Source organism: Nonomuraea marmarensis (genome assembly GCF_043197025.1).
Taxonomy (GTDB): Bacteria; Actinomycetota; Actinomycetes; order Streptosporangiales; family Streptosporangiaceae; genus Nonomuraea; species Nonomuraea marmarensis.
In genome coordinates, this window is the sequence record NZ_JBICRM010000009.1 from 236,507 (window position 1) to 260,864 (window position 24,358).

At 71.1% G+C, this 24,358-nt stretch carries 23 protein-coding genes; 14 read left to right on the forward strand and 9 right to left on the reverse strand.

Annotation, left to right across the window (positions count from 1 at the left end; translation table 11 throughout):
- Positions 1-15 precede the first annotated feature (15 nt).
- The 3 genes from ACFLIM_RS17745 to ACFLIM_RS17755 are packed head-to-tail and all read left to right on the forward strand — an operon-like array spanning position 16 to position 1,427.
- Positions 16-468, forward strand: coding sequence for an Hsp20/alpha crystallin family protein (locus ACFLIM_RS17745; protein WP_393166645.1), 453 nt, complete (start codon positions 16-18; stop codon positions 466-468).
- Positions 469-489: 21 nt separating this feature from the next.
- On the forward strand, positions 490-1,074 hold the full coding sequence (locus tag ACFLIM_RS17750) for a hypothetical protein (RefSeq protein WP_393166647.1): 585 nt from the start codon (positions 490-492) through the stop codon (positions 1,072-1,074).
- Positions 1,071-1,427 carry a hypothetical protein gene (locus tag ACFLIM_RS17755; RefSeq protein WP_393166649.1) on the forward strand — a complete coding sequence of 119 codons (357 nt, stop codon included), beginning with the start codon at positions 1,071-1,073 and terminating at the stop codon, positions 1,425-1,427. The genes ACFLIM_RS17750 and ACFLIM_RS17755 overlap by 4 nt, the downstream gene beginning before the upstream one ends.
- Before the next feature lie 116 nt (positions 1,428-1,543).
- On the opposite strand, the gene ACFLIM_RS17760 is transcribed toward ACFLIM_RS17755, so the two are convergent.
- Positions 1,544-2,368, reverse strand: a complete 825-nt coding sequence (locus ACFLIM_RS17760; protein ID WP_393166650.1) for an IclR family transcriptional regulator — start codon at positions 2,366-2,368, stop codon at positions 1,544-1,546.
- Between the two features lie 99 nt (positions 2,369-2,467).
- On the opposite strand from ACFLIM_RS17760, the gene ACFLIM_RS17765 reads away from it, so the two are divergent.
- The 8 genes from ACFLIM_RS17765 to ACFLIM_RS17800 all read left to right on the forward strand — a co-directional run bounded on the left by ACFLIM_RS17765 (position 2,468) and on the right by ACFLIM_RS17800 (position 10,868).
- Positions 2,468-3,697 (forward strand): CaiB/BaiF CoA transferase family protein, encoded by a 1,230-nt coding sequence (locus tag ACFLIM_RS17765; RefSeq protein WP_393166651.1) that lies wholly within the window; start codon positions 2,468-2,470, stop codon positions 3,695-3,697.
- A 5-nt stretch (positions 3,698-3,702) separates the two neighbouring features.
- Positions 3,703-4,479, forward strand: coding sequence for an enoyl-CoA hydratase-related protein (locus ACFLIM_RS17770; protein ID WP_393166653.1), 777 nt, complete (start codon positions 3,703-3,705; stop codon positions 4,477-4,479).
- Positions 4,480-4,551: 72 nt separating this feature from the next.
- Positions 4,552-5,550 (forward strand): Bug family tripartite tricarboxylate transporter substrate binding protein, encoded by a 999-nt coding sequence (locus ACFLIM_RS17775; protein ID WP_393166655.1) that lies wholly within the window; start codon positions 4,552-4,554, stop codon positions 5,548-5,550.
- Positions 5,547-6,026 (forward strand): tripartite tricarboxylate transporter TctB family protein, encoded by a 480-nt coding sequence (locus ACFLIM_RS17780; RefSeq protein WP_393166656.1) that lies wholly within the window; start codon positions 5,547-5,549, stop codon positions 6,024-6,026. The genes ACFLIM_RS17775 and ACFLIM_RS17780 overlap by 4 nt, the downstream gene beginning before the upstream one ends.
- 12 nt (positions 6,027-6,038) lie before the next feature.
- Complete coding sequence (locus ACFLIM_RS17785) at positions 6,039-7,592, forward strand: tripartite tricarboxylate transporter permease (protein ID WP_393166658.1); 1,554 nt, start codon at positions 6,039-6,041, stop codon at positions 7,590-7,592.
- 81 nt (positions 7,593-7,673) lie between these two features.
- Entirely contained in the window at positions 7,674-9,077 is a 1,404-nt protein-coding gene (locus ACFLIM_RS17790) for a multicopper oxidase family protein (protein ID WP_393166660.1), read from the forward strand.
- A 100-nt stretch (positions 9,078-9,177) separates the two neighbouring features.
- Positions 9,178-10,110: a MerR family transcriptional regulator gene (locus ACFLIM_RS17795; protein ID WP_393166663.1), complete on the forward strand. Its 933-nt coding sequence runs from the start codon at positions 9,178-9,180 to the stop codon at positions 10,108-10,110.
- 26 nt (positions 10,111-10,136) lie between these two features.
- Positions 10,137-10,868 carry a class I SAM-dependent methyltransferase gene (locus ACFLIM_RS17800; RefSeq protein WP_393166664.1) on the forward strand — a complete coding sequence of 244 codons (732 nt, stop codon included), beginning with the start codon at positions 10,137-10,139 and terminating at the stop codon, positions 10,866-10,868.
- Positions 10,869-10,875: 7 nt separating this feature from the next.
- Here the strand turns inward: ACFLIM_RS17800 and ACFLIM_RS17805 are convergent, their stop codons facing one another.
- The 5 genes from ACFLIM_RS17805 to ACFLIM_RS17825 all read right to left on the reverse strand — a co-directional run bounded on the left by ACFLIM_RS17805 (position 10,876) and on the right by ACFLIM_RS17825 (position 18,426).
- On the reverse strand, positions 10,876-11,808 hold the full coding sequence (locus ACFLIM_RS17805) for a 2-dehydropantoate 2-reductase (RefSeq protein ID WP_393166666.1): 933 nt from the start codon (positions 11,806-11,808) through the stop codon (positions 10,876-10,878).
- A gap of 45 nt (positions 11,809-11,853) precedes the next feature.
- Complete coding sequence (locus ACFLIM_RS17810) at positions 11,854-12,807, reverse strand: metallophosphoesterase (protein ID WP_393166668.1); 954 nt, start codon at positions 12,805-12,807, stop codon at positions 11,854-11,856.
- 76 nt (positions 12,808-12,883) lie between these two features.
- Positions 12,884-13,009: a hypothetical protein gene (locus ACFLIM_RS17815; RefSeq protein ID WP_393166671.1), complete on the reverse strand. Its 126-nt coding sequence runs from the start codon at positions 13,007-13,009 to the stop codon at positions 12,884-12,886.
- A gap of 101 nt (positions 13,010-13,110) precedes the next feature.
- The gene (locus ACFLIM_RS17820) at positions 13,111-17,475 is read right to left on the reverse strand and encodes a cation-translocating P-type ATPase (protein WP_393166673.1); all 4,365 of its coding nucleotides are present in this window, start codon (positions 17,473-17,475) and stop codon (positions 13,111-13,113) included.
- A 27-nt stretch (positions 17,476-17,502) separates the two neighbouring features.
- A complete protein-coding gene (locus tag ACFLIM_RS17825; RefSeq protein ID WP_393166675.1) occupies positions 17,503-18,426 on the reverse strand; it encodes a hypothetical protein in 924 nt (307 codons plus the stop codon).
- Positions 18,427-18,649: 223 nt separating this feature from the next.
- On the opposite strand from ACFLIM_RS17825, the gene ACFLIM_RS17830 reads away from it, so the two are divergent.
- Entirely contained in the window at positions 18,650-19,870 is a 1,221-nt protein-coding gene (locus ACFLIM_RS17830) for a metal-dependent hydrolase family protein (protein WP_393166677.1), read from the forward strand.
- 14 nt (positions 19,871-19,884) lie between these two features.
- On the opposite strand, the gene ACFLIM_RS17835 is transcribed toward ACFLIM_RS17830, so the two are convergent.
- The gene (locus tag ACFLIM_RS17835) at positions 19,885-20,481 is read right to left on the reverse strand and encodes a TetR/AcrR family transcriptional regulator (RefSeq protein WP_393166679.1); all 597 of its coding nucleotides are present in this window, start codon (positions 20,479-20,481) and stop codon (positions 19,885-19,887) included.
- Positions 20,482-20,567: 86 nt separating this feature from the next.
- Between ACFLIM_RS17835 and ACFLIM_RS17840 the strand changes: the two genes are divergently transcribed.
- Complete coding sequence (locus ACFLIM_RS17840; protein ID WP_393166681.1) at positions 20,568-21,593, forward strand: SDR family oxidoreductase; 1,026 nt, start codon at positions 20,568-20,570, stop codon at positions 21,591-21,593.
- Here the strand turns inward: ACFLIM_RS17840 and ACFLIM_RS17845 are convergent.
- On the reverse strand, positions 21,590-22,264 hold the full coding sequence (locus tag ACFLIM_RS17845; protein ID WP_393166683.1) for a carbonic anhydrase: 675 nt from the start codon (positions 22,262-22,264) through the stop codon (positions 21,590-21,592). The two genes, ACFLIM_RS17840 and ACFLIM_RS17845, sit on opposite strands and share 4 nt — an antisense overlap.
- A 147-nt stretch (positions 22,265-22,411) precedes the next feature.
- On the opposite strand from ACFLIM_RS17845, the gene ACFLIM_RS17850 reads away from it, so the two are divergent.
- Complete coding sequence (locus tag ACFLIM_RS17850; protein ID WP_393166685.1) at positions 22,412-22,801, forward strand: VOC family protein; 390 nt, start codon at positions 22,412-22,414, stop codon at positions 22,799-22,801.
- A gap of 90 nt (positions 22,802-22,891) precedes the next feature.
- Here the strand turns inward: ACFLIM_RS17850 and fumC are convergent, their stop codons facing one another.
- Complete coding sequence (gene fumC / locus ACFLIM_RS17855; RefSeq protein ID WP_393166687.1) at positions 22,892-24,358, reverse strand: class II fumarate hydratase; 1,467 nt, start codon at positions 24,356-24,358, stop codon at positions 22,892-22,894.

The following is a 24,358-nucleotide window of genomic DNA, read 5'->3' on the forward strand; positions in this document are numbered from 1 at the left end:
CGGAGGTGAGTGGCGATGGCTCTGCCCATCAGGCGTAATCGTGATCGGGTACCGATGCAGCGGCCGGGCGCGTGGGACCCGTTCACCGAGTTCCAGCAGCTGTGGGATCAGATGGGCCGGCTCTTCGAGCAGGGCGGCGAGACCGAGGTGGCCGCCTGGCGTCCGCTGGCCGAGACCGAGGAGATGCCGGACGCCTACGTCGTACGCGCCGAGCTGCCCGGGCTCAAGAGGGACGACATCCACGTCGACGTCGACGGGAACCAGCTGTGCGTCTCCGGGGAGATCGACGAGGAGGAGAAGGAACGGCACACGCTGCGGCGGCGTACCGGGAAGTTCGTCTACCGGACGATCCTGCCCAGTGACGCCGACACCGAGCACATCGGGGGAGAGTTGCACGATGGCATCCTGACCGTGCGGGTGCCCAAGACCGAGCAGGGCCGTTCCCGCCGCATCCCGATCAAGGGCTGACCTGGCGCGCGGGGGTGGCACATGGCCGGCACCGGAGCGCAGGCGTTCTGGATCGACGCCGCGCACGAGGGCACGCAGGCCCGTTACGGGGAGCAGCTGCGCAGGTGGAGGCACGCGTTCGCGGCCGGCGAGGGGGAGCCGGCCGCGGGCGGCGTCACGCTGGATCCGCTGCACTTCGCGCTCGGCGCATGGGAGGTGGCCACCCGCCCGATGGCCGAACCCCCATATGTACGCAGCCATCCCCGGATCCTGGACGCGACCTGCCACCGGCCGGAGGAGACGCACGGCCCGCTGGCCGTCGTCGAACTCGCCACCCCGCCCCCCGTGCCGCTCCCCGGCGGCTGGTCGGGCTGGCAGCTCCAGGACGGGGGCGAGCCGGTGTACGCGGCGCCGCCCTACGAGAGGCGGACCGCGCTGAGCACGCTGGAGCTGCGCGTGCCGCTGGCGGAGGAGCGCCTGCCCACGCCCACCCGGGCGCGCGCCGACGGGCTGCCCAACCTGGACGACGCCCAGGCGTCCCTCGAAGCTCTCGTGGCCGAGCTCAACACCCTGGTCATCCCCTTCCTGCGCGAGCTCGACCGCGCCGAACGCACGGGGGTGCGATGAACAGGCGAGACGACTCCGACGACGAGTTCTTCGCTCCCGTGTTGCGCGAGCCGCCGCCCCCCGAGGAGGTGTCCCGCTCGGGCGTGGTGAGCGACACCGGCGTGCCCGACGTGCCGGGCGGCGGGCACGGGCAGTGGCCGAAGCCGGCTCCGTCCACCGCCCTCAGCCTCCGCCTGCTGGCGGCCGCGCTCGCGCTGCTCGTGGGCGTGGTCCTGGCCGTGCTGGCGCTGCTGGCCGGGCAGCCCCCGCTGGCGATCCCGCCCGCGGCCATGGCGCTGGCGGCGGCCGCGTACCTGGTGGTGTTCGCGGTACGGCGCTCCCGCTCCGACGGCGGCCCGCCGACCTTCGGATGAGGGTCGGTGTCCGCGCCTGCGTCGTCTTCCGGATGGAGGACGGCAAGGTGGCCGAGATCTGGCCGGTCATCGACTCCAGCTCCCTCCCGCGTGCCGCCTGACGGGGGGTCACCGCCCTACGGCCCCGGCAACTTCTCCGGCTCGGGCAGGGAGGCGCCGAGGGCTTCGGAGATCGTCCAGGCGGCGCTCGTCACCAGGGGCGCCAGCTCGGTCATCCGTTCGTGCGGCATGCGGGTCTCAGGGCCGCTGATGCTGAGGCAGCCGATGACCTTCCCGGTGTGGTCGAAGATCGGCGCGGCGACGGTCCTGATGCCGGGGGTGCGCTCGGCGTAGGAGGTGGCGAAGCCGCGCTCGCGCACCTCGTCGAGCTGGGCGCGCAGTAACCGGGGGTCGGTGATGGTCGCCGGGGTCACGCTCCTGATTGGCGTCGCGAGCAGCTTCTCGCGGGTGGCGTCGGGCACGAAGGCGAGCATGGCCTTGCCGGGCGCGCCGTACACCAGGGGGATGGCCTCGCCCATCTCGGTGTACGTGCGGCGCAGCGGCTGGCGGCTCTCCACCTGGTCGACGACCGCCCGCTCGAACGAGGGCAGCAACTCGTGCAGGCCCACCGTCTCGTCGGTGAGGTCGCGCAACTCGTGCATCGGCCCGAGCGCGATGTCGCGCAGCGTGGTCGGCACGGCGCCGCTGCGGGCGAGCTGGATCAGCAGCGGTCCCAGCGCGTAGCGGCGGTGCGCGGTCTGCCTGACCAGCCGGTTGTGCAGCATCGCGGTGAGCAGCCGGTGGGCGGTGCTGGTGGACAGCCCGGTCGCCCGGGAGATCTCGCTGATGCCCAGCTCGGGCGAGCGCGAGCTGAAGCAGCGCAGGATCGCGACCGCCCGGTCGATCGCCTGTACGGCCGAGCGCGCGGCCTGCTCCGGCGGCGCGTCCTCAGATGTCGTCACCGCTCACCTCCCGTGCGCATTTTCGCCTCCTGGGCATTGACCTTCAAGCATGTTACGTTTAGGTTTCCTGTAATACGGAATGTTATCCCACATTGCGGGATGGTGAGTGTTCCTGTGTTGCCCCTGGACGGTTTCAGAGTCCTCGACCTCACACGCTTCCTGTCGGGGCCGTACTGCACGATGGTGCTCGCGGAGCTGGGCGCCGACGTGATCAAGATCGAGCAACCCGGCACCGGCGACGACTCCCGCCGCCTGGCGCCCAAGATCAACGGCGAGAGCTACCCGTTCGGCATGCCCAACCGCAGCAAGCGCAGCGTGTCACTGGACCTCAAGGACGAGCGCGGCCGCGAGCTGTTCATGCGGATGGCCAGGGGGGCCGACCTGATCATCGAGAACTTCCGGCCGGGCGTGGTGCAGCGGCTCGGGATCGACTACGACAAAGTGCGTGCGCTGCGCCCCGGGATCATCTACTGCTCCATCAGCGGGTTCGGCCAGACCGGCCCCTACCGCGACCGGCCGGGTTTCGACATCATGGCGCAGGGCTCCACCGGGCTGATGCGGATGACCGGGCACCCCGGCGGGCGTCCGGCCAAGGTCGGCATCGCGGTCACCGACATCGCCGCGGGCGCCACCGCGATCTACTCCATCCTGGCCGCAGAGCTGGGCCGCCGCGTCACCGGAGAGGGCCAGTTCATCGACGTGTCCCTGGTGGACGCGGCGCTGGCCTGGACGGTCTGGGAGTCGGGCGCCTACTTCGCCGACGGCGAGGTGCCGCAGGCCACCGGGACCCGCCACCGCAGGTCGACGCCCTATCAGGCGTACCGGACGGCCGACGGGTTCGTGACCATCGGCGCCAACAACGACCGCCTGTGGCGGCGGCTGGTGCTCGACGTCCTGGACCGGCCCGGCTGGCTGGACGATCCCCGGTTCCGCACCCTGGGCGACCGGATGGCGGTCATCGACGAGTTGGAGCGCGAGATCGAGGCCATCACGACCACCAGGACCACCGCGGAGTGGATCAAGGCGCTGGACCAGGCAGGCGTGCCCGGTGGGCCCGTGCTCACCTATGACCAGGCGCTCGACGACCCGCACACGGCCGCCAGGGAGATGGTCACCGAGGTGACGCACCCGATCATCGGGCCGATGCGGACGATCTCGCCGCCGTCCAAGTTCAGCGCGATGCCGTACCGCGTCAAGGGTCCGGCGCCGTGGCTGGGGCAGCACACCACGGAGATCCTGCGCGAGCTCGGCTGCGCCGAGGACGACATCGAGCGCCTGTACGCCGACGGCGTGGCGTTCGACCAGCACCAGGACCTGCACGAGGAGTGACCACCATGTCCGACGATCTACTGCTGGAGCGCTCCGGGGCGGTCGCCACGCTGGTGCTCAACCGCCCGGGGAGCCACAACGCGATCCGGCTCGGGATGTACGAGGAGCTGCCGCGCGTGCTCGACGGCGTCGCGGCGGACCCGGACGTGAAGGTCCTGGTCGTGCGGGGCGCGGGGACGAGGGCGTTCGCCTCGGGGGCCGACATCAGCGAGTTCCAGGAGGTGCGCGGCGACGCGAAGAGCGCCAGGTCGTACAACGAGCGGGTGGCCGCGACCGAGCGGGCGCTGGCCGGGCTGGCCAAGCCGACCATCGCGATGGTGCACGGCTACTGCATCGGCGGCGGTTGCGGGCTGGCCCTGGCCTGCGACCTCAGGTTCGCCGACGAGCGCGCGAGGCTGGCCATCACCCCGGCCAAGCTGGGTCTGGTCTACAGCCTGGAGTCCACCAAGCGGCTGGTGGACCTGGTGGGGCCGTCCCGGGCCAAGTGGATGCTGATGTCGGGCTCGCAGCTCGACGCCGCGCTGGCGCTGCGGGTCGGCCTGGTGGACGAGGTCATCGCGCCGGAGGAGCTGGAGCGGCACACGTACGAGTTCGCCGAGCTGCTCACCACGCGCGCCCAGTACAGCGTCAGGGCCGCCAAGGAGATCATCGGGCGGATCGTGGCCGGGCAGGCCGAGGACGACGAGGCGACCACCGCGCTGCGCAACTCCTCCTTCGACACCGACGACTACGCCGAGGGCGTGCGGGCCTTCCTGGCCAAGCGGCCGCCCTCGTTCGCGTGAGGCGGCCGGCCGCGCACGCCACCAGAGCACGTACAGCGACAAGCATCGGGGGCACGCAGTTAGGAGGCCCACGTGCGAGAGAAAGCGACACTGAAACGACGCGTCACCTCGATGATCACGGCGGCGTTGACCGCCGTGGCGCTCACCGCCTGCGGCGCCGCCACGGGCGCCGAGAAGGCGGAGGACTACCCCAGCAAGGACATGGACTGGACGATCGCGTTCGGTCCCGGCGGCGGCAACGACATCATGGCCCGCAAGCTGATCGACCTGCTCAACAAGCAGCAGTTGTACCCGCGCAACATCCGGGTGGAGAACCGCGAGGGCGGCAGCGGGGCGACCGGGTGGGGCTACCTGTTCAGCCACCGCGGTGACCCGTACGGCATCTCCACCACGTCCGGCTCGTTCATCACCACCCCGCTGCAGGCCAGCACCGGGTGGACGCACAAGGACTTCGTGCCGGTGGGCCTGCTCGCCACCGACAACGCGCTGTTCGTGGTGAACTCCACCAGCAAGATCACATCGTGGCAACAGTGGGTGCAGCACGCCAAGACCAAGGGCAAGGTCGCCGTCGGCGGCATCGGCACCGTCAACGTCGACTTCATCCTGCACGCGATCCTCGCCGAGCGGGCCGGCTACCAGATCGACTACGTGCCGTTCAACGACGAGGGGCAGTTGCAGACCTCGCTGCTGTCGGGCGCGTTGGACGCCGCGATGTCCAACCCGGCCGAGATCGTCGGCCAGGTGCAGGCGGGCAAGATGACCGGCCTGCTGTTCACCGGCAAGCAGCCGCTCGCCTCGCTGCCCGCCGTCCCCACCGGGGAGTCCCTCGGCTACCAGGACCTGCCCTCGATGCCGCGCGGCCTGATCCTCGCCCCTGACGCGCCCAAGTACGCCCAGGACTGGTGGATCGCGACGATCAAGAAGGTGGTGGTGAGCCCGGAGTGGAAGAGGTACCTGGCCACGAACCAGCTCACCGAGGACCTGCGCTGGGGCCAGGACTTCCAGACCTACCTGCAGCAGACGGCGAGCGAGCTGGAGAGCGTGCTGCGGGAGCACGGAGCGATCAAATGACCGGCTCGCGTGCGGTGACGTTCCGGGCGACGTCCCTCACCGCGTTCCTCTGCGTGCTCCTGGTGGTCTTCGCGGTCTACACGCAGCTCGCGATGGGCATGGAGTGGCGGACCATGGCGGGGCGGATCGGGCCCGGCTTCTTCCCGCGCATCATCGGGATCGCGGGCATGGTGTTCTGCGGCGTGGCGATCGTGCGTTCGCTGCGCGTACGCGCTGAGGAGGGATCCTCGGACAGCCGGCATCCGGGGCTGCTCGCGCTCGCGTGCGCGGCGCTGGCCGGGTTCCTCGTGCTGCTGGTGCCGCTCGGGGCGGTGCTCGCCTCCGCGCTGTTCATCTTCGTTCTGTCGCGGCTGCTCGGCCGGCGCACCGTGGTCGCCGACCTGGTGCTCAGCCTGCTGGTCCCGCTGGCCCTGTACCTGCTGTTCGAGATCGGGCTCGACGCCGGCCTGCCGCAGGGCTTGCTTCCCCTCCCCTGACCGGAGGCCCCCATGGACATTCTCGGCAACCTGATCGACGGCCTGGGCCACGCCCTGTCCCCGGTCAACCTGCTCCTGCTCGGCGCGGGCGTGCTGATGGGCATGGTGGTCGGCGTGATGCCGGGCCTCGGCCCGTCGGCCGGCCTGGCCATCCTGCTGCCGCTGACCTTCGGCATGGACCCGGGCGGCGCGATCGTGATGCTGGCCGCCGTCTACTACGGCGCCATGTACGGCGGGACGATCACGTCGGTGCTCATCAACACCCCGGGCGAGTCCGCGACGGTGGCCAGCACCTTCGACGGTTACCCGCTGGCCAAGCAGGGCAGGGCGGGGCCCGCGCTGGTCATGGCGGCGCTGGCGTCGTTCGTCGCGGGCACCGTCGGCACCCTGCTGCTGAGCGTGGCCGCGCCCGCCACCGCGGCCGTGGCGAGCAGCTTCGGCCCGCCCGAGCTGTTCCTGGTGGTGATGGCCGGCCTGCTCGCGCTCATCGTGATCGTGGGGAAGAACAAGCTGCTCGGCGCCGTCTCGGCGCTGCTCGGGTTCTGCCTGGCCACGGTGGGCATCGACGTCGGCGGAGGGGAGCAGCGGTACACGTTCGGCTCCACCGAGCTGATCAACGGCATCGACTTCGTCCCCGTCGCCATCGGCCTGTTCGGCGTGGGCGAGGTGTTGTGGACCCTGTACCACGGCGGGCACCTGGAGCGCCTGCGCTACTTCGACGTGCGCGCCCGCGGCGGCGGGTTCTGGCCCACCGCGCAGGACTGGGTGGAGTCGCGCTGGGCGATGGTGCGCGGCTCGTTACTCGGCTTCTTCGTCGGCTGCGCGCCCGGCGCGGGGGCCACCGTCGCCTCGCTGATGTCCTACAGCGTCGAACGCTCGGTCTCCAGGAAGCCCGAGCGGTTCGGCAAGGGGGCCATGCCGGGGCTGGTCGGCCCGGAGGCGGCCAACAACGCCGCCACCTCCGGCGCGATGGTGCCGCTGCTCACGCTGGGCCTGCCGGGCTCGTCGGCCACCGCCGTGCTGCTCGCCGGGTTCCTGATGTGGGGCCTGCAGCCGGGACCCCTGCTGATGGAGCAGAACCCGGAGTTCGCCTGGGGGTTGATCGGCAGCATGTATCTCGGCAACGTGGTGTTGCTGGCCCTCAACGTGTTCTGCATCCCGGTCTTCGCCCGGGTCGCGCGGGTGCCGTTCCACGTCCTCGCGCCGGTGATCATCGTGATGTGCGTGCTCGGGACGTTCGCCGTCAACAGCAGCATCGTCGAGGTCGGCGTCATGCTGGTCTGCGGCGTGCTGGGGTTCTTCATGCGCAGGTTCGGGCTGGTGCCCGCGGCTGTCGTGATCGCCCTGGTCCTCGGGCCGCTGGCGGAGGAGACCCTGCGGCAGACGCTCATCATCTCCGGCGGCAGCTTCGGCATCTTCGTACAGCGGCCGACCTCGATCGTGTTGCTCTGCGTGGTGGGCGGGCTGCTGGTGTTGCCGCTCGTCGTCAGGGCCGCCCGCGGCCGCGGGAAGCCGCCGCAGTCTCCCGGGCCGGACGGCAAGGTGGAGGCCGAGGTCCGTGGTTGAAAACGCAGGTCCGCTTGGGTTGTGGATGGGCCGAAACCGGGCATGCACGCGTGGCCGCCTGCGTCGTGCCCGAGGAGCGCCATGCCCCTGTCGAGATTCATCGCCTCATTGGGGCTGGTCATCGCGGCGATGACGGGTTGCGGCAGCGTCACGACCGACCATCACGGTGCCGGCGTCGCGCCCGCGCAGCCGGCGTTCCGCCAGCCGCGTGAGCTGGTGAGCAAGAACGGCGAGCTGAAGGTACGGCTGGTCGTCGAGTCGCGGGTGGTCCGGCTGGCCGGCCAGGAGGTCCGGGCGCTGACGTACGACGGCGACTACATGCCGCCGACGATCCGCCTGCGCCCCGGCGACCGGCTCGATCTGACCCTGGTGAACCGGCTGGGGGAGCACACGAACCTGCACACGCACGGCTGGCACGTCTCCCCGGGCGACAGCTCCGACAACATCTACCTGCACATCATGCCGGGGGAGAGCTACCACTACACCTACCGGCTGCCCAAGGACCTGGCACCGGGCACCTACTGGTACCACTCCCACGCGCACCCGATCTCCGAGCCGCAGGTGTTCGCGGGCCTGTCCGGCGCGATCGTGATCGACGGGCTGGACCGGTACCTGCCGCGCGACCTGCGGCACGTCACCGAGCGGCTCATCGCGCTGAAGGACTTCCAACTGCACGCCGGGGCCATCCCGACGGCCAACATCGACAGTAACGCGCCCACCACCCGTACCGTGAACGGGCTGGTGGATCCGGCCATCGACATCCGTCCCGGCGAGACGCAGCTGTGGCGGCTGGCCAACATCGGGGCCGACATCGACTACAACGTGCGGCTTCAGGGTGCGCGCTTCCACGTGCTGGCGCAGGACGCCAACCCCGTCTCCACGGTTTGGAGCTCCGACACGCTGCTCATGCCCCCGGGCAGCCGGTTCGACGTGCTCGTCCAGGGGCCGCCGGCCGGTCGAACCCGGCTGGTGACCACGCCCTACAACACGGGTCCGGACGGCGATTCCTATCCGGAGGCGACCCTGGCCACCCTGGTGTCAGGCGGGCGCGCCATGCCGCCCACCCGCCTGCCCACGAGCTTTGCCCCGTTCGACGACCTGCGGAAAGACCGCGTCGCCCAGCGGCGCACCATCACGTTCTCCGAGAACGACAGCACCAACCAGTTCTTCATCGACGGCAAGTTGTTCGATCCGGACCGGATCGACGTGCGGGCGAAGCTGAACACCACCGAGGAGTGGCGGGTGCGCAACGTCTCCAACGAGCAGCACACCTTCCACGTGCACGTCAACGATTTCCAGGTGATCAGCGTGAACGGCCGGCCGTACGACTCCCGCGGCTGGCAGGACACGGTGCAACTGCCCACCCGCGGCGAAGTGGTCATCAGGATGAGATTCCGCGATTTCCTCGGCAAATATCCCTTCCACTGCCACATCCTCAACCACGAGGACCGCGGCATGATGGCGAACATCGACGTCGTCCGCTGACTCCCTGACGTGCCGGCCCGGTGCTGTCGCGGGCCGACCGGATCCTGGCCCTGGTCACGGCGCTTGAGTCTCCTCTAAGGGGAGACGGGAGAGTGGAGGTATGAACGGCGACACGCTCTACTCGATCGGTGAGCTGGCTCGGCGGACCGGGCTGACGGTCAAGGCCATCAGGTTCTACTCCGATCGCGGGCTCGTGCCGCCGGCCGACCGCAGCCCGGCCGGCTACCGCCGCTACGACCGCGATGCCGTGGCCCGCCTGGACCTCGTGCGAACGCTGCGCGACCTGGGAGTGGACCTGCCCACGATCCGGAAGGTCGTGGACCGGGAGCTCTCACTCCAAGAGGTCGCCGCGGCGCACGCCGAAGCGCTGGCGGTACAGATCGGTACGCTGCGCCTGCGGCGCGCGGTGCTGACGGCGGTGGCCAGGCGCGGGTCCACCCCGGAGGAGCTGGATCTCATGCACAAACTGGCCAAACTATCCGAGTACGAGCGCCGCCGCCTGGTCGACGACTTCCTCGACGCCGCCTTCGGCGGCCTGGACGCCGACTTCACGGGGATCAGGCGGTCGCTGACCCCGGAACTGCCCGACAACCCCGAGCTGGAGCAGGTCGAGGCATGGGTGGAGGTGGCCGAGTTGTGCCAGGATCCGGATTTCCGGGCCGGCCTGCGGCGCCTGGCCGAGCAACACGCGGCCGATCGGGCCGAGGGCGATGCCACGCTCGCGCGCCCCGACGCCGCCGCGATGGTCCGCGGCCCGGCCGGCCCGGTCCTGGCGGCGGGCGTCGCACCCGCCTCGCCCCGGGCCGATCCGGTGGTCGCGGCGGTCACCACCCGGTACGCGCGGGATCTGGGCCGTCCCGACGACGCCGACCTGCGACGCCGGCTGCTGACCCGGCTGGAGACCGCGAACGACCCCCGCAGGGAGCGCTACCTCCGGCTGCTCGCCGTGATCAACGGCTGGCCGGCGCCGGAGAGCCTGGCCCCGGCACTCGACTGGTTCATCGAGGCTTTGCGAGCCCGGACACCCGAGTAGCACCCAGCCAGGCATACGTTTTCCGCATGGCTGATGACATCTTCGAACATCCGCGTCTGGCCGCGATCTATGACGCACTCGACCCCGACCGCGGCGACCTGGACGTCTATGTAGCCGTCGCCGAGGAGCTCGGTGCGCGGAGCGTGCTGGACGTCGGATGCGGTACGGGGACGTTCGCGCTGCTCCTGGCCGGCCGCGGTGCCGAGGTGACAGGCGTCGACCCGGCCGGTGGCTCGCTCGACGTCGCGCGGGCCAAGCCGGGTGGCGAGCGGGTGCGCTGGATCCACGGTGACGCGACGAGCCTGCCCTCGATGCGGGTGGACCTGGCGACCATGACGGCGAACGTCACTCAGGCGATCGTCGATCCGGAGGACTGGGACGGTACGTTGCGCGGGATCCACGACGCGTTGGGGCGTGGCGGGCATCTCGTGTTCGAAACCCGCGATCCGGCGAAACGGGCCTGGCTGGGGTGGAATCGCGAGGAGTCGTACACGATCGCCGAGATCGAGGGGGTCGGCGCGGTCGAGACCTGGTACGACCTGATCGACGTCAGCGGGCCGCTGGTGACGTTCCGCGGGACCTGGGTGTTCGCGGCGGACGGGCAGGTGTTGACCTCGGACTCCACGCTGCGCTTCCGCGAGCGTGACGAGGTCGAGGCGGCGCTGATCGCGCAGGGCTATGCGGTGAAGGAGGTCCGCGACGCGCCCGACCGGCCCGGCCGGGAGTTCGTGTTCTTCGCGCAGCGGCCGGACGCGTGAGACGGCTTCACGAAGTGGTCCGGTGCTGGTGCACGCGTAGTTGCAGGGTGGCCAGGTCGAGCAGCGGTGTGGGCACCGACAGGGTGCGGGCACGCCGCACGAGGTCGCCGAACACATGCTCGGCCTCCGTGGGCAGACCGGCCACCACATCGCGGTACATCGACGGGGTGAAGCCGGAGCCCGCCTGCGACACCGTACCGGTGATCCAGGCGAGCTCGTCCGCCGGGACGGGGTGGCCGGCGGCGGCCGACACCGCCGCCGCCTCGGCGAGGACGGCGGCGCCCAGTTCCCGGCCGCCGGGGACCGCGACGATGTCCCCGACCGAGCCGCGGGCCAGGCAGGTCAACGCGCCGACGGTGGTGATGAAGACCCACTTGTGCCACATGGCCGCGACGATGTCCGGCGCGACGGCGGTGCCGAAGCCCGCGCCGGACAGCAGCTCGCACAGCTCCCGCACGCGCGGGGTGGGCCGGCCGTCCTGCTCGCCGATGACCAACTCCGCCATCGGGGCGAGGCGGACGATGTCGCCGTCCTGGTCGACCGTGGTGGCGACCTTGACCACGCCGCCCAGCACGGACTTCGTGCCGTACCGGGCGTTGAGCGGGTCAAGGTGGGCCACGCCGTTGAGGAAGGGCACGATCGTGGTGTCCGGGCCGACCGCGGGTGCGATGTCGTCGATCGCCTGCGTCAGCCCGGTGGCCTTCACCGACACGAGGACGACGTCGTAGGCGCCGGTGATCTCTTCGGCGGTGATCAACCGGGGTTCGATCACCGTCCGCTCGTCCAGGCCGGTGATCCGCAGCCCTCGCTCGCGCAGGGCGGCGGCGCGCTGGGGGCGTACCAGGAAGGTGACGTCCCGACCGGCCTGGACTAGGCGGGCACCGAAGAACCCCCCGGTCGCGCCGGCGCCGACCACCAGGATTCTCGCTTCGAGGTCCACGACCGCCCCTTCCCTAGAGCTGGCTTGCAACTGGCAAGCTTATCCTCAGCCCGCTGGTACTGTCTGCGGCTGCCAGGAGAAGACGGCGGGTGCCTTCGGGTCGGCGGTGACGCGCAGCCATTGGGTGGCGGTGTCGCCGTACGTTTCCAGGCGGGTCAGGTTGGACACCCCGGCGTAGCCGGGCTCCACCTCGTAGACGTGCTCGTCGCCGTGCACCAGGAGGACCGGCTTGCCGTAGGCCCGGGTCTGTTCCACGATGCGGGCCCTGATCTCGGCGAATCCGGGGGTGTCGGTGGGCTCGGCCTGCATCATCAGCAGCACGCCCGGCGCGTGGGTACGGCGGGCGACGGCGAAGGCGTTGTCGATCCAGTCCAGCGCGGCGGACTTGCGCGCCTCGAACTCGGCCTGCCGTGCCTGGGGACGGTCGCCGCCGGGCAGTTCGTTCCACGGGGCCAGGTCGTTCTGGCTGCCGACCACGTGCACTGTGGCGAAGACCACACGTGCCCGGGTGAACAGCACGTTCTCCCGGTAGTCGCGGTGGCGTCGATCGCGGGCCTGGGTCCGCACGCCCATGGGGTGCTCGCCGAGCGTACGTCCCGCGACGGGATAGAAGACCCGGCGGACCGCTGCCAGCCGCTCGGTGGGAAGGTAGCCGCCGGCGGCGGTGCGGTGACAGTCGGTCCACTCGTTGTCACCGGGTGTCAGCACGAACGGGTCGTCGAACGTGCTGAGCAACCCGGCCAGCGTGTTGAAGCGGGCGTCGTCGCAGGTGGTGGAGCCGTTCTTGACGTCACCCGCGTGCAGGACGAAACGTACGCCGGAGTCGGCGTCGATGGACTCGACCAGGCGCGGGAACGCGGCCTGCTGGGCGTCGCCGTACGGCGTGTCGCCGATCAGGGCGAAGGTGACGGCGGGCCCGCCGGAAGCGGCGGACGCCGGACCTGACGGTACGACCAGCGCCGAGGCGATGAGGGCGGCCATGAGCAGATATTTGCGCATGACCGATTCTCAGCAGGCGCCGGACACCAGCCGATGACAGCGAGCCGACGGCCCGGCAAACCCTGACAGACGGGCGTTAGGCGAGCCGGAGACCGGCGGGCCGCATCATCGACGTGGCGAGGCTCTGGATGAAGCGCATGATCAGGGCCTCGAGGAGCATCATGGCGGCCTTGGCAAGCAGAGAGGCCAGGAATTCAGACAACTGTCTACCTCACGGGGCGAAACGACATTTAAGGTCATATTTCGGTACAAAGGTGTCTATACGGGACCTGATAATATATCGATTCGGTGAACAGTCGGTGACTACTCCGAAGCCGGTCGTTCGATCATGGCGGCCAGCACGGCCGCGGCGGCGGCACAACCGAGGCCGATCCCCCAGCCGAACGGGCCCACCGGACGGCTGCCGAAGAGCTGGCTGAGGCCGGGCACCGTGACGATCACGCCCAGCGCGGCCAGGGACGACACCGCCGCGAGCACCACCGTGCGATCCCGCTTGCCCAGCATCAGAGTCTGCACCAGCTGGGCCGCCACGAGCCCGATGAGCCCGACGGTGTCCGCCCGCCCGCGGGTGCCGGTCATCCGCGCGAGCAGCCACGCCGCGGTCGCCGCCGCGGCCGTGGTGACGGCGCGCAGGTAGATGTTCCGGTTCAGGGCTTCGCCGAGCGAGGCCTCCGGTCCTTCGGCCAGCAGCCTCTCGGGGCTGGCGGCGCTGGGCGGCCGGATGGCCACCGCCATGGCGGGCAGCATGTCGGTGAGCAGGTTGACCAGCAGGAGCTGGCGGGCGTTCAGCGCGCTGCGGCCGGTGAGCAGGCTGGAGCCGAGCGTGAAGGCGATCTCTCCGACGTTGCCGCCGAGCAGGATGCCCAGCGCGTCCCGGACGGAGGCCCACATGGCCCGGCCCTCGACGATCGCATCGATGATCGTCTCGATGCGGTCGTCGACCACGACGATGTCGGCGGCGGCCCTGGCGGCGGGTGCGGCGCGCGACCCGAGGGCGACGCCCACGTCGGCGAGCCGGATCGCGGGCACGTCGTTGGCGCCGTCGCCGGTGACGGCCACGACCCGGCCCGCCTTCCGCAGGCTCTTCACGATCCGCGCCTTGTGCTCGGGCGTGACCCGGGCGAAGACCGCCACCCCTGGCAGCGCCGCGGTCAGAGTGTCGTCGTCCAGCTCGTCGAGCTCGGGGCCGGTCATCACGCGCATGCCGTTCAGCGCGCCGGTCTCCGCGGCGATGGCCTCCGCCGTGCTCGGGTGATCGCCGGTGATCATGACGACCTGGACGCCGGCCCGCATGAGCCCCTCCACGCTGCGCTTCGCGGTCGGGCGTACCGGATCGGCCAGGCCGAGGAACCCGAGGAAGCGCAGGCTCTCGATGCGGGACTCGTCGAGGTCGGCGCGGCTGGAGGCGCGGCGCTCGGCGACGGCGAGCACCCGGTAGCCCCGCATGGCGAGCCGCTCCACCTGCTGCTCCAGCTTCCGCCTGGTCCGATCGTCCATCGGGACGGTCTGCCCGTCCACGACGAGGCTCGTGGACCGGGTGAGCACGATTTCGGGAGCGCCCTTCACGCTCAGCAGTTGTCCCGATTCGGACCGGCCGAGCACGGCGTGGTAGCCGCGGGCCGGTTCGAAGGGCAGCTCGTCCACCCGTTGCCACGTCCCGAGCCCCTCGTCGGGGGTGACGCCGAGCGCCTCGGCGCCATCCACGATCGCGCGGTCGGTGGGGTGTGGAATGGCGCGCCCGCCCTCGAACCTGGGCCCCGCGCGCAACGCCGCGCCCACGATCGCCCTCAGCTCGGGCGTGGCCTCCTCAACGGGCTGCTCGACCTGGCCGTCCGACACCCGCCGCAGGCTGATGTGGCCCTCTGTGAGGGTTCCCGTCTTGTCGAAGCAGAGCACGTCCACCCGGCCCAGGGCCTCGATCGTGGACGGATTGCGAACCAGCGTGTTCCGGGTCGACAGCCGCTTGGCCGAGGCCAGCTCGGCCACGGTGGCGACGAACGGCAACCCTTCCGGGACCGCTGCCACCGTCATGCTCACCGCCGGGGCGAGCGCCTGCGACAGCGGTGAGCCGCGGAGCAGCTCGACGACCATCAGGAGCGCGCCGGAGCCGAGGGCGGCCGGCAGGATCTTGCGGCTCAGCTCGCGCAGCCGCAGCTCCACCCCGCTCGGCGGCGGTTTTTCCTGGGCCAGCCTGGCGGTCCTGCCCGCCTCGGTCGCCTCCCCGGTGGCCACGACCACGGCGAGCCCGTGGCCCGCCGCGACGGTCGTGCCCTCCCACACCATGGAGGCCCGATCCGCGATGGCGGGCGCCGCGGTCGGCTCGGCGGTCTTGGTGACGAGCTGCGACTCGCCGGTGAGGGTGGACTCGTCGATCTCCAGCCCGGCCGCCAGGATCAGCCTCCCGTCAGCCGGTACGGCGTCGCCGGCCCGGAGTTCGATCACGTCCCCCGGCACCAGGACATCGGCGTAGCCCGACACACCGCCTGCGGGGCGGCGGATCCGTACCCGGACGGCGGTGGTCTCGGTGAGGTCGTGCAGCGCCCGGCCGGCGCTGCGCCGCTGAGCGCCGCCGAGCAGGGCGTCCACCACCATCACGCCGCCGATCAGCACGGCGTCGAGCATCGAGCCGACCGCGGCCGACACGCCCGCCCCCGCGCCCAGCACCGGGGTCAGCGGGTTGGCGAGCTCGTGCACGGACGCGCTGACCAGGGACTCCGGTCCGCTGACCACCGGATGCGCCGGGGCCGTCCTGCGGCGTTCGGCTTCGTCCTCGGCCAGCCCGCTCGGCGAGGTACGCAGCCGGTCCAGCACGTCACGGGACGCCATGGCGTGCCACGGCGTGTGGTCGGCGCGGACCGGCGCGGCTTTCCGCCCGACGCCCCGTCCCGCCCACTCCCCGGTCGCGAGGGCGGCCAGCGACGTGCAGTCGCGTACCAGGGAGGCCCGCCGGACCGAGGTCGCGGCCGGGCCGAGCAGGGCCAGCCCGGTCCCGGCGATCGAACCGGCGGCCGCCACGTAGACCCCTCGCAGGCTCGCTTTCCTGGCCGACGGCAGGCACTGGAGCAGCAGGTGCACGCCGTCCAGGTCGCCGATCACATCTGCGTCCCACGGGACCCGCCGCGCCTCGTCGAGCACGCCGATGCCCAGGTCGGCCTGCCGCAACCCGCGCCGCCCATGCCGCGACACCACGGCCACGCCGTGCCCCTCGGACTGCAGCGCCCGCACCGACGTGGCCAGCCGGGGCCCGGCCTCGACCACCTGGTCCACGCCCAGCCGCCGGGCCAGGCCGGGCGCCCCACCGGCCAGGACCACCTCGCACGTCTTCTTCGGTGCCGCGACCATGGCCTCGGCGAGGGGATGCAGCTCGCGGGCCAGGCCGACCAGCGCGATCGGGATCCCCTCCCGCGCCACCGCGACAGGCCGAACCCCCAGCTCGCGCCACTCCTCGGGCAGAGCATCTCCCGCATAGGGCGCCGCGCTCCACCCGTCGCGCTCCCGCCGGGCCGCGGGGTCGGTGAGGTCGAGCAGCGAATACAGCCGGGCGTGCAGTTCGTCCCGATCCACGTCGGGGGCGAGCGGGACGACGCTGTCGATCGCCCACGCGCCCGTGGTGAGCAGGGCGGCGTCGAGGACGACGGTGTCGATGCGGTCCATGCGGCACAGGGCACCGCGGTCGAGCACGATCGTGCCACGCTCGGCGAGGCGGCGGGCGGCGGCGCTGGTGAAGGCGTCCCGGCCGAGGTTCGCGGCCTTGGGGATGCCCGTGATCAGCATGGAAAGACCCCGCTGGCGATTACGGCTGATGACCGTGGTCAGGCCGTACCCGGCCAGCGTCGCCGTACTGGCCGCGTCGGCGTAGCGTTCCACCGGCCCGCGGGGCAGCGGGGCAGGGCGCGGCGGCGCGGCGGTCCTGGTGTGGCGGTACGCCCCCTCCTCGGCGGCGAACTCCGCCTCACGTCTTTCCCACGCCCGGCACCCGGCCCGCGAGTCGACGTACCGGCCGGCCGCGGCGACGGAGTCGACCAGCAGCGACATGGGCCGCATGGCCAGCGTGTGCGAGACGATCCGGGTCATCGCCAGTACCGCGTCCGTGCCCGGCTTGCCGATGCGCTGCTCCAGCTCCCTGCGGATCCGCGGGGTGTGCTCGGCCAGCGCGAAGAAGCTGGGCACCGCCGTGGACAGTCTCGGCACCCGGGCCAGCCAACCGGCCGCGGCCAGCCCGGCGCCGGCGAGGTGCAGCCCGAGGCTGATCGCGGCGCGGGCCTGCTGCTCCGCGCCGTCGATCACGCGCTCAGGGCCGGACGTCGCCCCGTCCTCGCCGGGCTCCTCGTCCGGCGTCTCGCCGCTCTCTTCGAGTTCCTCGTCGGGCTCGTCGAACTCCTCGACGATGGCCACGAGCTTGTCCATGTCGTCGGTCGAGACATCGCAGGCCACGAACACGCAGCCGAGCGCCCCGTTCACCTCCGCGCGCGGCATGCCGACCGCGCGCAGCCGTTCTTCGAGAGCGCGGGCGAGCGGCTCGGTGCGTGGCCCGCCGATGTTTCGTAGCTCGATGCGGACTCCGCCAGGGCACGGTTGCACCCGGCGGGAGCGCGGGAGGATGCTCCTCATCGGTTCGGGGAGCAGGTTCAGCAGCATGCCAGCGTTAAGCGGGGCGAACACCGCCATGTGGCCTCCCGTCTAAGGCGTCGCGGATCAACCGCTCGGCGAAATGTTCGTCCGCATGCCGGTGGAACTTGCGGTCGAGGTGGTCGTGTCCCTGGTGGTGGCGGGCTTGCCCATGGTGGTAGCGCCGGCCGTGGTGGCGGGCTTGCCCATGGTGGTGGTGCTGGCCGTGGTGGCGGGCTTGCGCGTGGTGGCGGGTTTGCGCGTGGTGGTGGTCCTGCGCCTGGTGGTGGTGCTGGCGGTGGAGGGTTTGCGCGTGGTGGTGGCGGCGGGCTTGCGCGTGGTGGTGGGCTTGCGCTTGGTGGTGGTATCGGTCGTGGTGGCGGGTTTGCGCGTCGTGGTGGCGCCGGCCGTGGTGGCGGTCCTGCGCCTGGTGGTGGTGGCGGCGGCGGTGGTGGGCTTGCGCCTGGTGGTGGTGCCGGTCGTGGTGGCGGGCTTGCGCCCGGTGGTGGTGCCGGCGGTCGTGGTGGTCCTGCGCCTGGTGGTGGTCCCCGTGGTGGTGGCGGTCCTGCGCTTCGTGGCGCCGGCGGTCGTGGCCCGCTTGGTCGGCGCGGGCGCCTTAGCCGGTGCCGGAGTCTCGCGCGGCTTGCCGAACGCCGGCGCCTCCTGACGCTGTCGCCGCTGCGCGATGACCGTACCGGCACCGATGGCTGCCGCGACGGGCCAGTCGAGCACCCCGAAGGCCGCGAGCGCGCCGAGCGCCCCGTAGTAGGCCATGCGGTCGGGCGACGGGAGGAACGTCCGGGCCACGTCGACGTAGTGGCCGACCTCCTGCATGCTGACGTGCGGCATCTCGACGTGCGGCATTCCGATATGCGGCATTCCGATGTGCGGCATCCGCATCTCGGGTTGGCGGACCTCGATGCTGAGCATGGGCAGATCCAGCGTGAACCGCTTGGCCTCTTTCCCATTGGGTGCGGCGGTGGTGCGAGTTCGCGGCCGGGTTTCGGCCATGATCCCTCCTCCAGGACGAGGAAATCTCTCCTGTGTCCCTTTCCACCACCAGGGCCTTTATTCCGGACAGGGGAGATTTGGTGATTTTTGCGGTCCTATATCCGTCCTTGACTCCAGCGCTCTCGGCGGCGGTCCGGTCGACTACCTCGCCCGGCAGGTCAACGCCGACAGCACCGGCACCGTGATGGGGTAGAACGGGGTTCGGACGATGAAGGAGAGAAACATGTGGCTTGCCGGCGCGATCGTCGTCGACGGATCCGGCCGTGACCCTGTGGAGGCGGCCGTACAGGTCGAGGACGGGCTGATCACCCGGGTCGGCGGCGCGCCTCCGGCGGGGGCGGACGTGCTGGACTGCTCGGGAATGACGTTGACGCCCGGCCTCATCGACGCTCACGTGCACCTGGGCATGTCCAGCTCGATCGAGGCCAGCCTGGCCGGGAGGGTGCCGGTGGCGGAGCTGGCCGCCGACATGTTCGCCAACTGCGCGCGGACGCTGGACGCGGGCTTCACGACGGTACGCGACACGGGTGGCATCGACGCCGGGCTGGCGGGGGTGGTGGCGAGCGGGAAGATCCCGGGGCCGCGGATCCTGCACTGCGGGCCGCTCCTGTGCCAGACCGGCGGCCACGGGTACCTGGCACCCGAGTGGGAACCGTCGGCCGTGTGGGATCGGCACGAGATCCTCGGGCTGCGGTCGTTGTCGCTGCTGTGCGACGGGCCCGACGAGATGCGCAAGAACGCCAGGGAGGCGTTCCGGCGCGGAGCCGGATTCCTCAAGCTGTGCGTCACCGGTGGCGTCGTGTCGTGGCACGACAAGCTCTCCGACACGCAGTTCTCGGTCGAGGAGATCGCGGTGGCCGTGCGGGAGGCGGCGGCGCGCGGCACGTACGTGACCGTGCACGCGCACAACAACGCCGGGATCCGCAACGCCGTCGCCGCGGGCGTGCGCTGCGTCGAGCACGGCTCGCAGATCGACGCCGAGACGGCGGCGCTGATGGCCGAGCACGACGTCGCGCACGTGCCCACCCTGGCGGTGGTACGCGCGCTGCTCGACGACGCCACCGCCGCCGGGCTGCCGGCGGAGATCGCCGTGCGGGCCGAGGGCGTCTGGCAGGGCCAGATCGACGCCATTCACGCTGGGCGGGAGGCGGGGGTGCGGGTCGGTTCGGGTTCCGACCTCATCGGGCCCCGCCAGGACGGCCGCGGCCACGAACTCGTGCTGCGCTCGCAGGTGGAGGACCCGATGACCGCGCTGGTCTCGGCCACCCGGGTGAACGCCGGCATCCTCGGCATCGAGGACGAGACCGGCACCATCGAGGTGGGCAAGCACGCCGACCTCGTCGGTTTCGCCGGAAACCCGCTGGACGACCCCAAGCTCTTCGCCGACCGCGACCGCGTCGCCCTCGTCATCCAGCACGGTCGCGTGGTCAAGGACCGCCGCTGAGCGTCCTCCAGGCCTCAGGATTCGGTACGGGCGTCGATGAGGTGCTGGAACACCGGGGTCAGCAGTTGAACGAGTGCGGCCGGGTCGGCGTCCGTCAGCGCGGTAAGGCCGATCATCTGCCGCATGGCCTGGACGCCCGCGACCAGGGCGAGCACCAGCGCGGCGCGTTGCGGTGCGTGGTCTCCGCTCAGGGCGGCGGTCAAGGTCCGGTGATAGTGGTCCTCGATCTGCTCGCGGCCGATCTCCGCGGCACGTTCGCTGGACGAGGAGTGCAACATGATCAGGAAGCCGTCGAGCGGGGTGGCGCCGGCCTTGGTGATCTCCACGAGCACGGCGGCCATGTCCGCGCCGGGGTGGGGTGAGTTGAGTATCTCCTCGGTGAAGATGTCCGGTGTCGTCATGATGTTGGCGATGACCTCGGCGAACAGTTGCTCCTTCGAACCGAAGTAGCGATTGACCAGCATGGCGGTCACGCCGGCGCCCTTGGCGATCTCGCGTACCCCGGCCCCGTCGTAGCCCGCGCGGGCGAAGGCGTGCCGCGCCGAGGCGAGGATCGCCGCGCGGGTGGCGGCGGCATTGCGGCGTCGTGGGGCAGTGGGCTCGTCCGTCACCGTCAGCACTCCAAGTATACAGTCGTAGACTTCTTTCGATTCGTGCCTTAGTCTACGGCTGTATACAAAATTTGGTGGAGGCTCACATGAGCGAGACAGTCCTCGTGACCGGCGGAACCGGGTTCGTCGCCGGCTGGTGCATCGTCGAGTTGCTGCGGCGCGGCTACACGGTGCGCGCCACCGTACGCGACACCGCCAAGGGGCCGGCCGTGCGGGCCGCCGTCGCGACCGCCGTGGCCGCCGGCGACCGGCTGACCTTCTGGACCGCCGACCTCACCCGGGACGAGGGCTGGGACGCCGCGATGGCCGGCTGCGACTACGTGCTGCACGTCGCCTCCCCGCTCGGCGGCGAGGCGAGCGGGGACCCGGACGCGCTGGTCGTACCCGCCCGGGAGGGCACCCTGAGGGTGCTGCGCGCCGCGGCGAACGCCGGTGTCAAGCGGGTGGTGATGACCTCCTCCACCGCCGCCTGCACCCCGCCGCCGGCCGGTACGGGCACCGTCGGCGACGAGAGCGTGTGGACCGACCCGGCCGGCCGGGGCGTCAACGCCTACCGCAAATCCAAGATCCTCGCGGAGCGGGCGGCCTGGGACTTCATGGCCGGCCACCCCGGATCGACCACGTTGACGACCGTCCTTCCCGGCGCCGTGTTTGGCCCGGTGCTCACCACGGCGAACCTCGGCTCGGTCGGACTCGTCAAGAGCCTGCTGGACGGCCGCCTGCCCGGCACGCCCCGCGTCGGCTTCTGCGTCATCGACGTACGCGACCTCGCCGACCTGCACATCCGCGCCATGACCGCCCCCGAGGCCGAGGGCGAGCGGTTCATCGCGACCGGCGACTTCATGTGGATGCGAGACATCGCGCGGACGCTGCGCGCCAGGCTCGGTGAGCGGGCGAGCAAGGTTCCGACCCGGAACCTGCCGGATGTCGCGGTCAGGACGATCGCCCTCGTCGCCCCCATGCTGCGGTCCATCACCCCGCTGCTCGGGCAGAAGCGAGTCTTCAGCTCGGCGAAGGCGCGGCGGATGCTCGGTTTCGCGCCGCGCCCCGCGACGACGACCGTCGTCGACTGCGCAGAAAGCCTGGTCGCCGCGACGCCGGTGGCCGCCTAGACGAGCCGGGTGACCTCGCCGGTGTCGAGGGAGTAGTAGCCGCCTACGATCTTGAGCTGTTTGCCGGCGATGCGCCGGGCGAGCAGTTTGTCGGCCTTCAGTTCGGCCACGACCTCGGCGGTGTTGATCCTGATCATCTTTTCCACGTTGCCGTGGGCGCGTTTGTAGGCCGGGCGCAGCTCCTCGACGATGTGCTGGAGCTTGCCGGGGAGCGTGGTGCCTTCGTGCAGCGCGTGCGCGGCGGCCGTCACCGCTCCGCAGCGCTGGTGGCCGAGCACCACGATCAAGGGGGCGCCCAGTTCGGCGGGGCCGTACTCGATGGCCGCCGACACGAGCGGATCGATCGTCTGGGCGGCGCTCCGCACGCTGAGCAGGTCGCCGAGGCCGGCGTCGAAGACGATCTCCGGAGGCACGCGGGAGTCGATGCACGACACGACCACCGCGTAGGGCTCCTGCTTCGCGGCGACCTCGGCCCGCCTGGCGAGGTCCTGGTGCGGATGGATCGCGGCGTCGGCGGCCCAGCGCCGGTTGCCTTCCCTGAGCGTCGCCCAGGCCTCGTCGGGGGTGGCGCGGGCGAGGCCGTGAGCTGTCCCGCTGTCTAACAGCAGGCCGCCGGCGAGCAGGCCGGCGGTGCGGAGGATTGCGCGACGGTTAACGATCTTCGCATGCATGGATCCAGTATGCAGTATGCAAAAGCCAATTGGAGCGGCAATCCTGACATATAACACCCGTCCCGGCTCGGGTGTCGCGTTCTCGAATCGCCGACGCGAGGAGGCATACGATGGGCTCGTGGATCTCCAGTCGTGTACGGGGCCGGCATGGACGTGCTGAGCAGTCGCCTGCTGCTGCGGCCCAGCGATCCCGGACGCAGCCGCCACTTCTACGCCCACACGCTCGGCCTGGCCGTATACCGGGAGTTCGGCCCGGAGGATCAGCCGGGCGTGGTGTTCTTCCTGGGGCAGGGGTTCCTGGAGGTCTCCGGGCGGTCCGACGCCCCGGCGGCCGCGGAACGGTTGTCGATCTGGCTGCAGGTGCGCGATCTCCGGCGCGAGGAGGAGCGGCTGCGGCAGGAGGGCGTCACGGTGCTGCGGGAGGCTCGGCTGGAGCCCTGGGGCCTGATCGAGATGTGGATAGCCGATCCCGACGGTCATCACATCGTGCTGGTGGAGGTTCCGCCCGGCCATCCCCTGCGCCGCGACCCACGGTGAAACGCGTCTCATGGAGAACGCTGTGACCATCGTGTTGTCGATACTCCTTGGCCTGTCGCGGCCCTGCACGCCGTAACCTGATCAACGGTCTCAGCGGCGGGCGACGCCGGGCTCGGTCAGGCGTTCCGGATCGACCACCCTGTCGTAGAGGGCCGGGCTGACGCCGGATCTGAGTGCCGCGTCCTTGAGCGTGAGGTTCTCCTCCAGCGCCCGGTGCGCGATCCGCGCCGCCTGGTCGTAGCCGATGACCGGGCTGAGCGCGGTCACCATCATGACGGACCGATCGACGTTCTCCTTCAGCCTCGCCGTGTCGAGGTGCGCGCCCTCGACGAGGTAGGCGCGGAAGTGATCCATCATGTCCGCCAGGATCCGCGCCGAGTGCAGGACGTTGTTGATGATCACCGGCCGGAAGGCGTTCAGCTCGAAGTTGCCCTCGGCGCCGGCCATCGAGACGGCGCTGTCGTCGCCGATCACCTGGATGGCGACCATCAGCATGGCCTCGGCCTGGGTCGGGTTGACCTTGCCCGGCATGATCGAGGAACCCGGCTCATTGGCCGGCAGGATCAGCTCGTGCAGCCCGGTACGGGGCCCCGAGCCGAGCCAGCGCAGGTCGTTCGCGAACTTGAACAGCGACACCGCCAGTACGCGCAGCGCCGTCGAGACGCGCACCAGCGCGTCGCACGAGGACTGCGCGGCGAACTTGTTGGGCGCGCTGACGAAGGGATACCCGGTGAGCTCGGCGAGCTGCGTGGTGACCTCGTCGGCGAACCCGGGCGGCGCGTTCAGCCCGGTGCCGACCGCCGTGCCGCCGATCGCCAGCCGGTACAACCCGGTGAGGGTGTGTTCGAGGTGATCGGTGGCGTCGTCGAGCTGGGCGACGTAGCCGGACCACTCCTGCCCGACGGTCAGCGGGGTGGCGTCTTCCAGGTGGGTACGGCCGATCTTGACGGCGTGCTCCCATTGGCGGCTCTTGGCGGCGGTGCTGTCGCGTAGCCGGTCGAGCGCCGGCAGCACCTGCTCCCGGATGGCCCGGACCGCGGCGATGTGCATGGCGGTGATGAAGGTGTCGTTGGACGACTGCCCCATGTTCACTTGGTCGTTCGGGTGGATGGGGTCCTTGCTGCCCAGCCGGCCGCCGAGCAACTGGATCGCCCGGTTGGAGATCACCTCGTTGACGTTCATGTTCGACTGGGTGCCCGAGCCGGTCTGCCAGACGTACAGCGGGAACTCGCTGTCCAGGGCGCCGCGGATGACCTCGTCGGCGACCCGGCTGATCAGATCGGCCTGCCACTGGGGCAGGCGGCCCGCGCGGCCGTTGACGATCGCCGCGCTCTTCTTGATGTAGCCGTAGGCGTGGTAGACGGCCTTGGGCATCCGGTCGTCACCGATGCTGAAGTGGATCAGCGAGCGCTGGGTCTGCGCGCCCCAGTAGTGGTCGGCCGGCACCCGGACCTCGCCCAGGGAATCACTCTCGGTACGGGTGCCGGCGGCCTTGAGCCCGATCGGCACGTTATGAATCCGCGGCGCGGCCCTGCGCGCTCTGCTCCGGAGACGCAT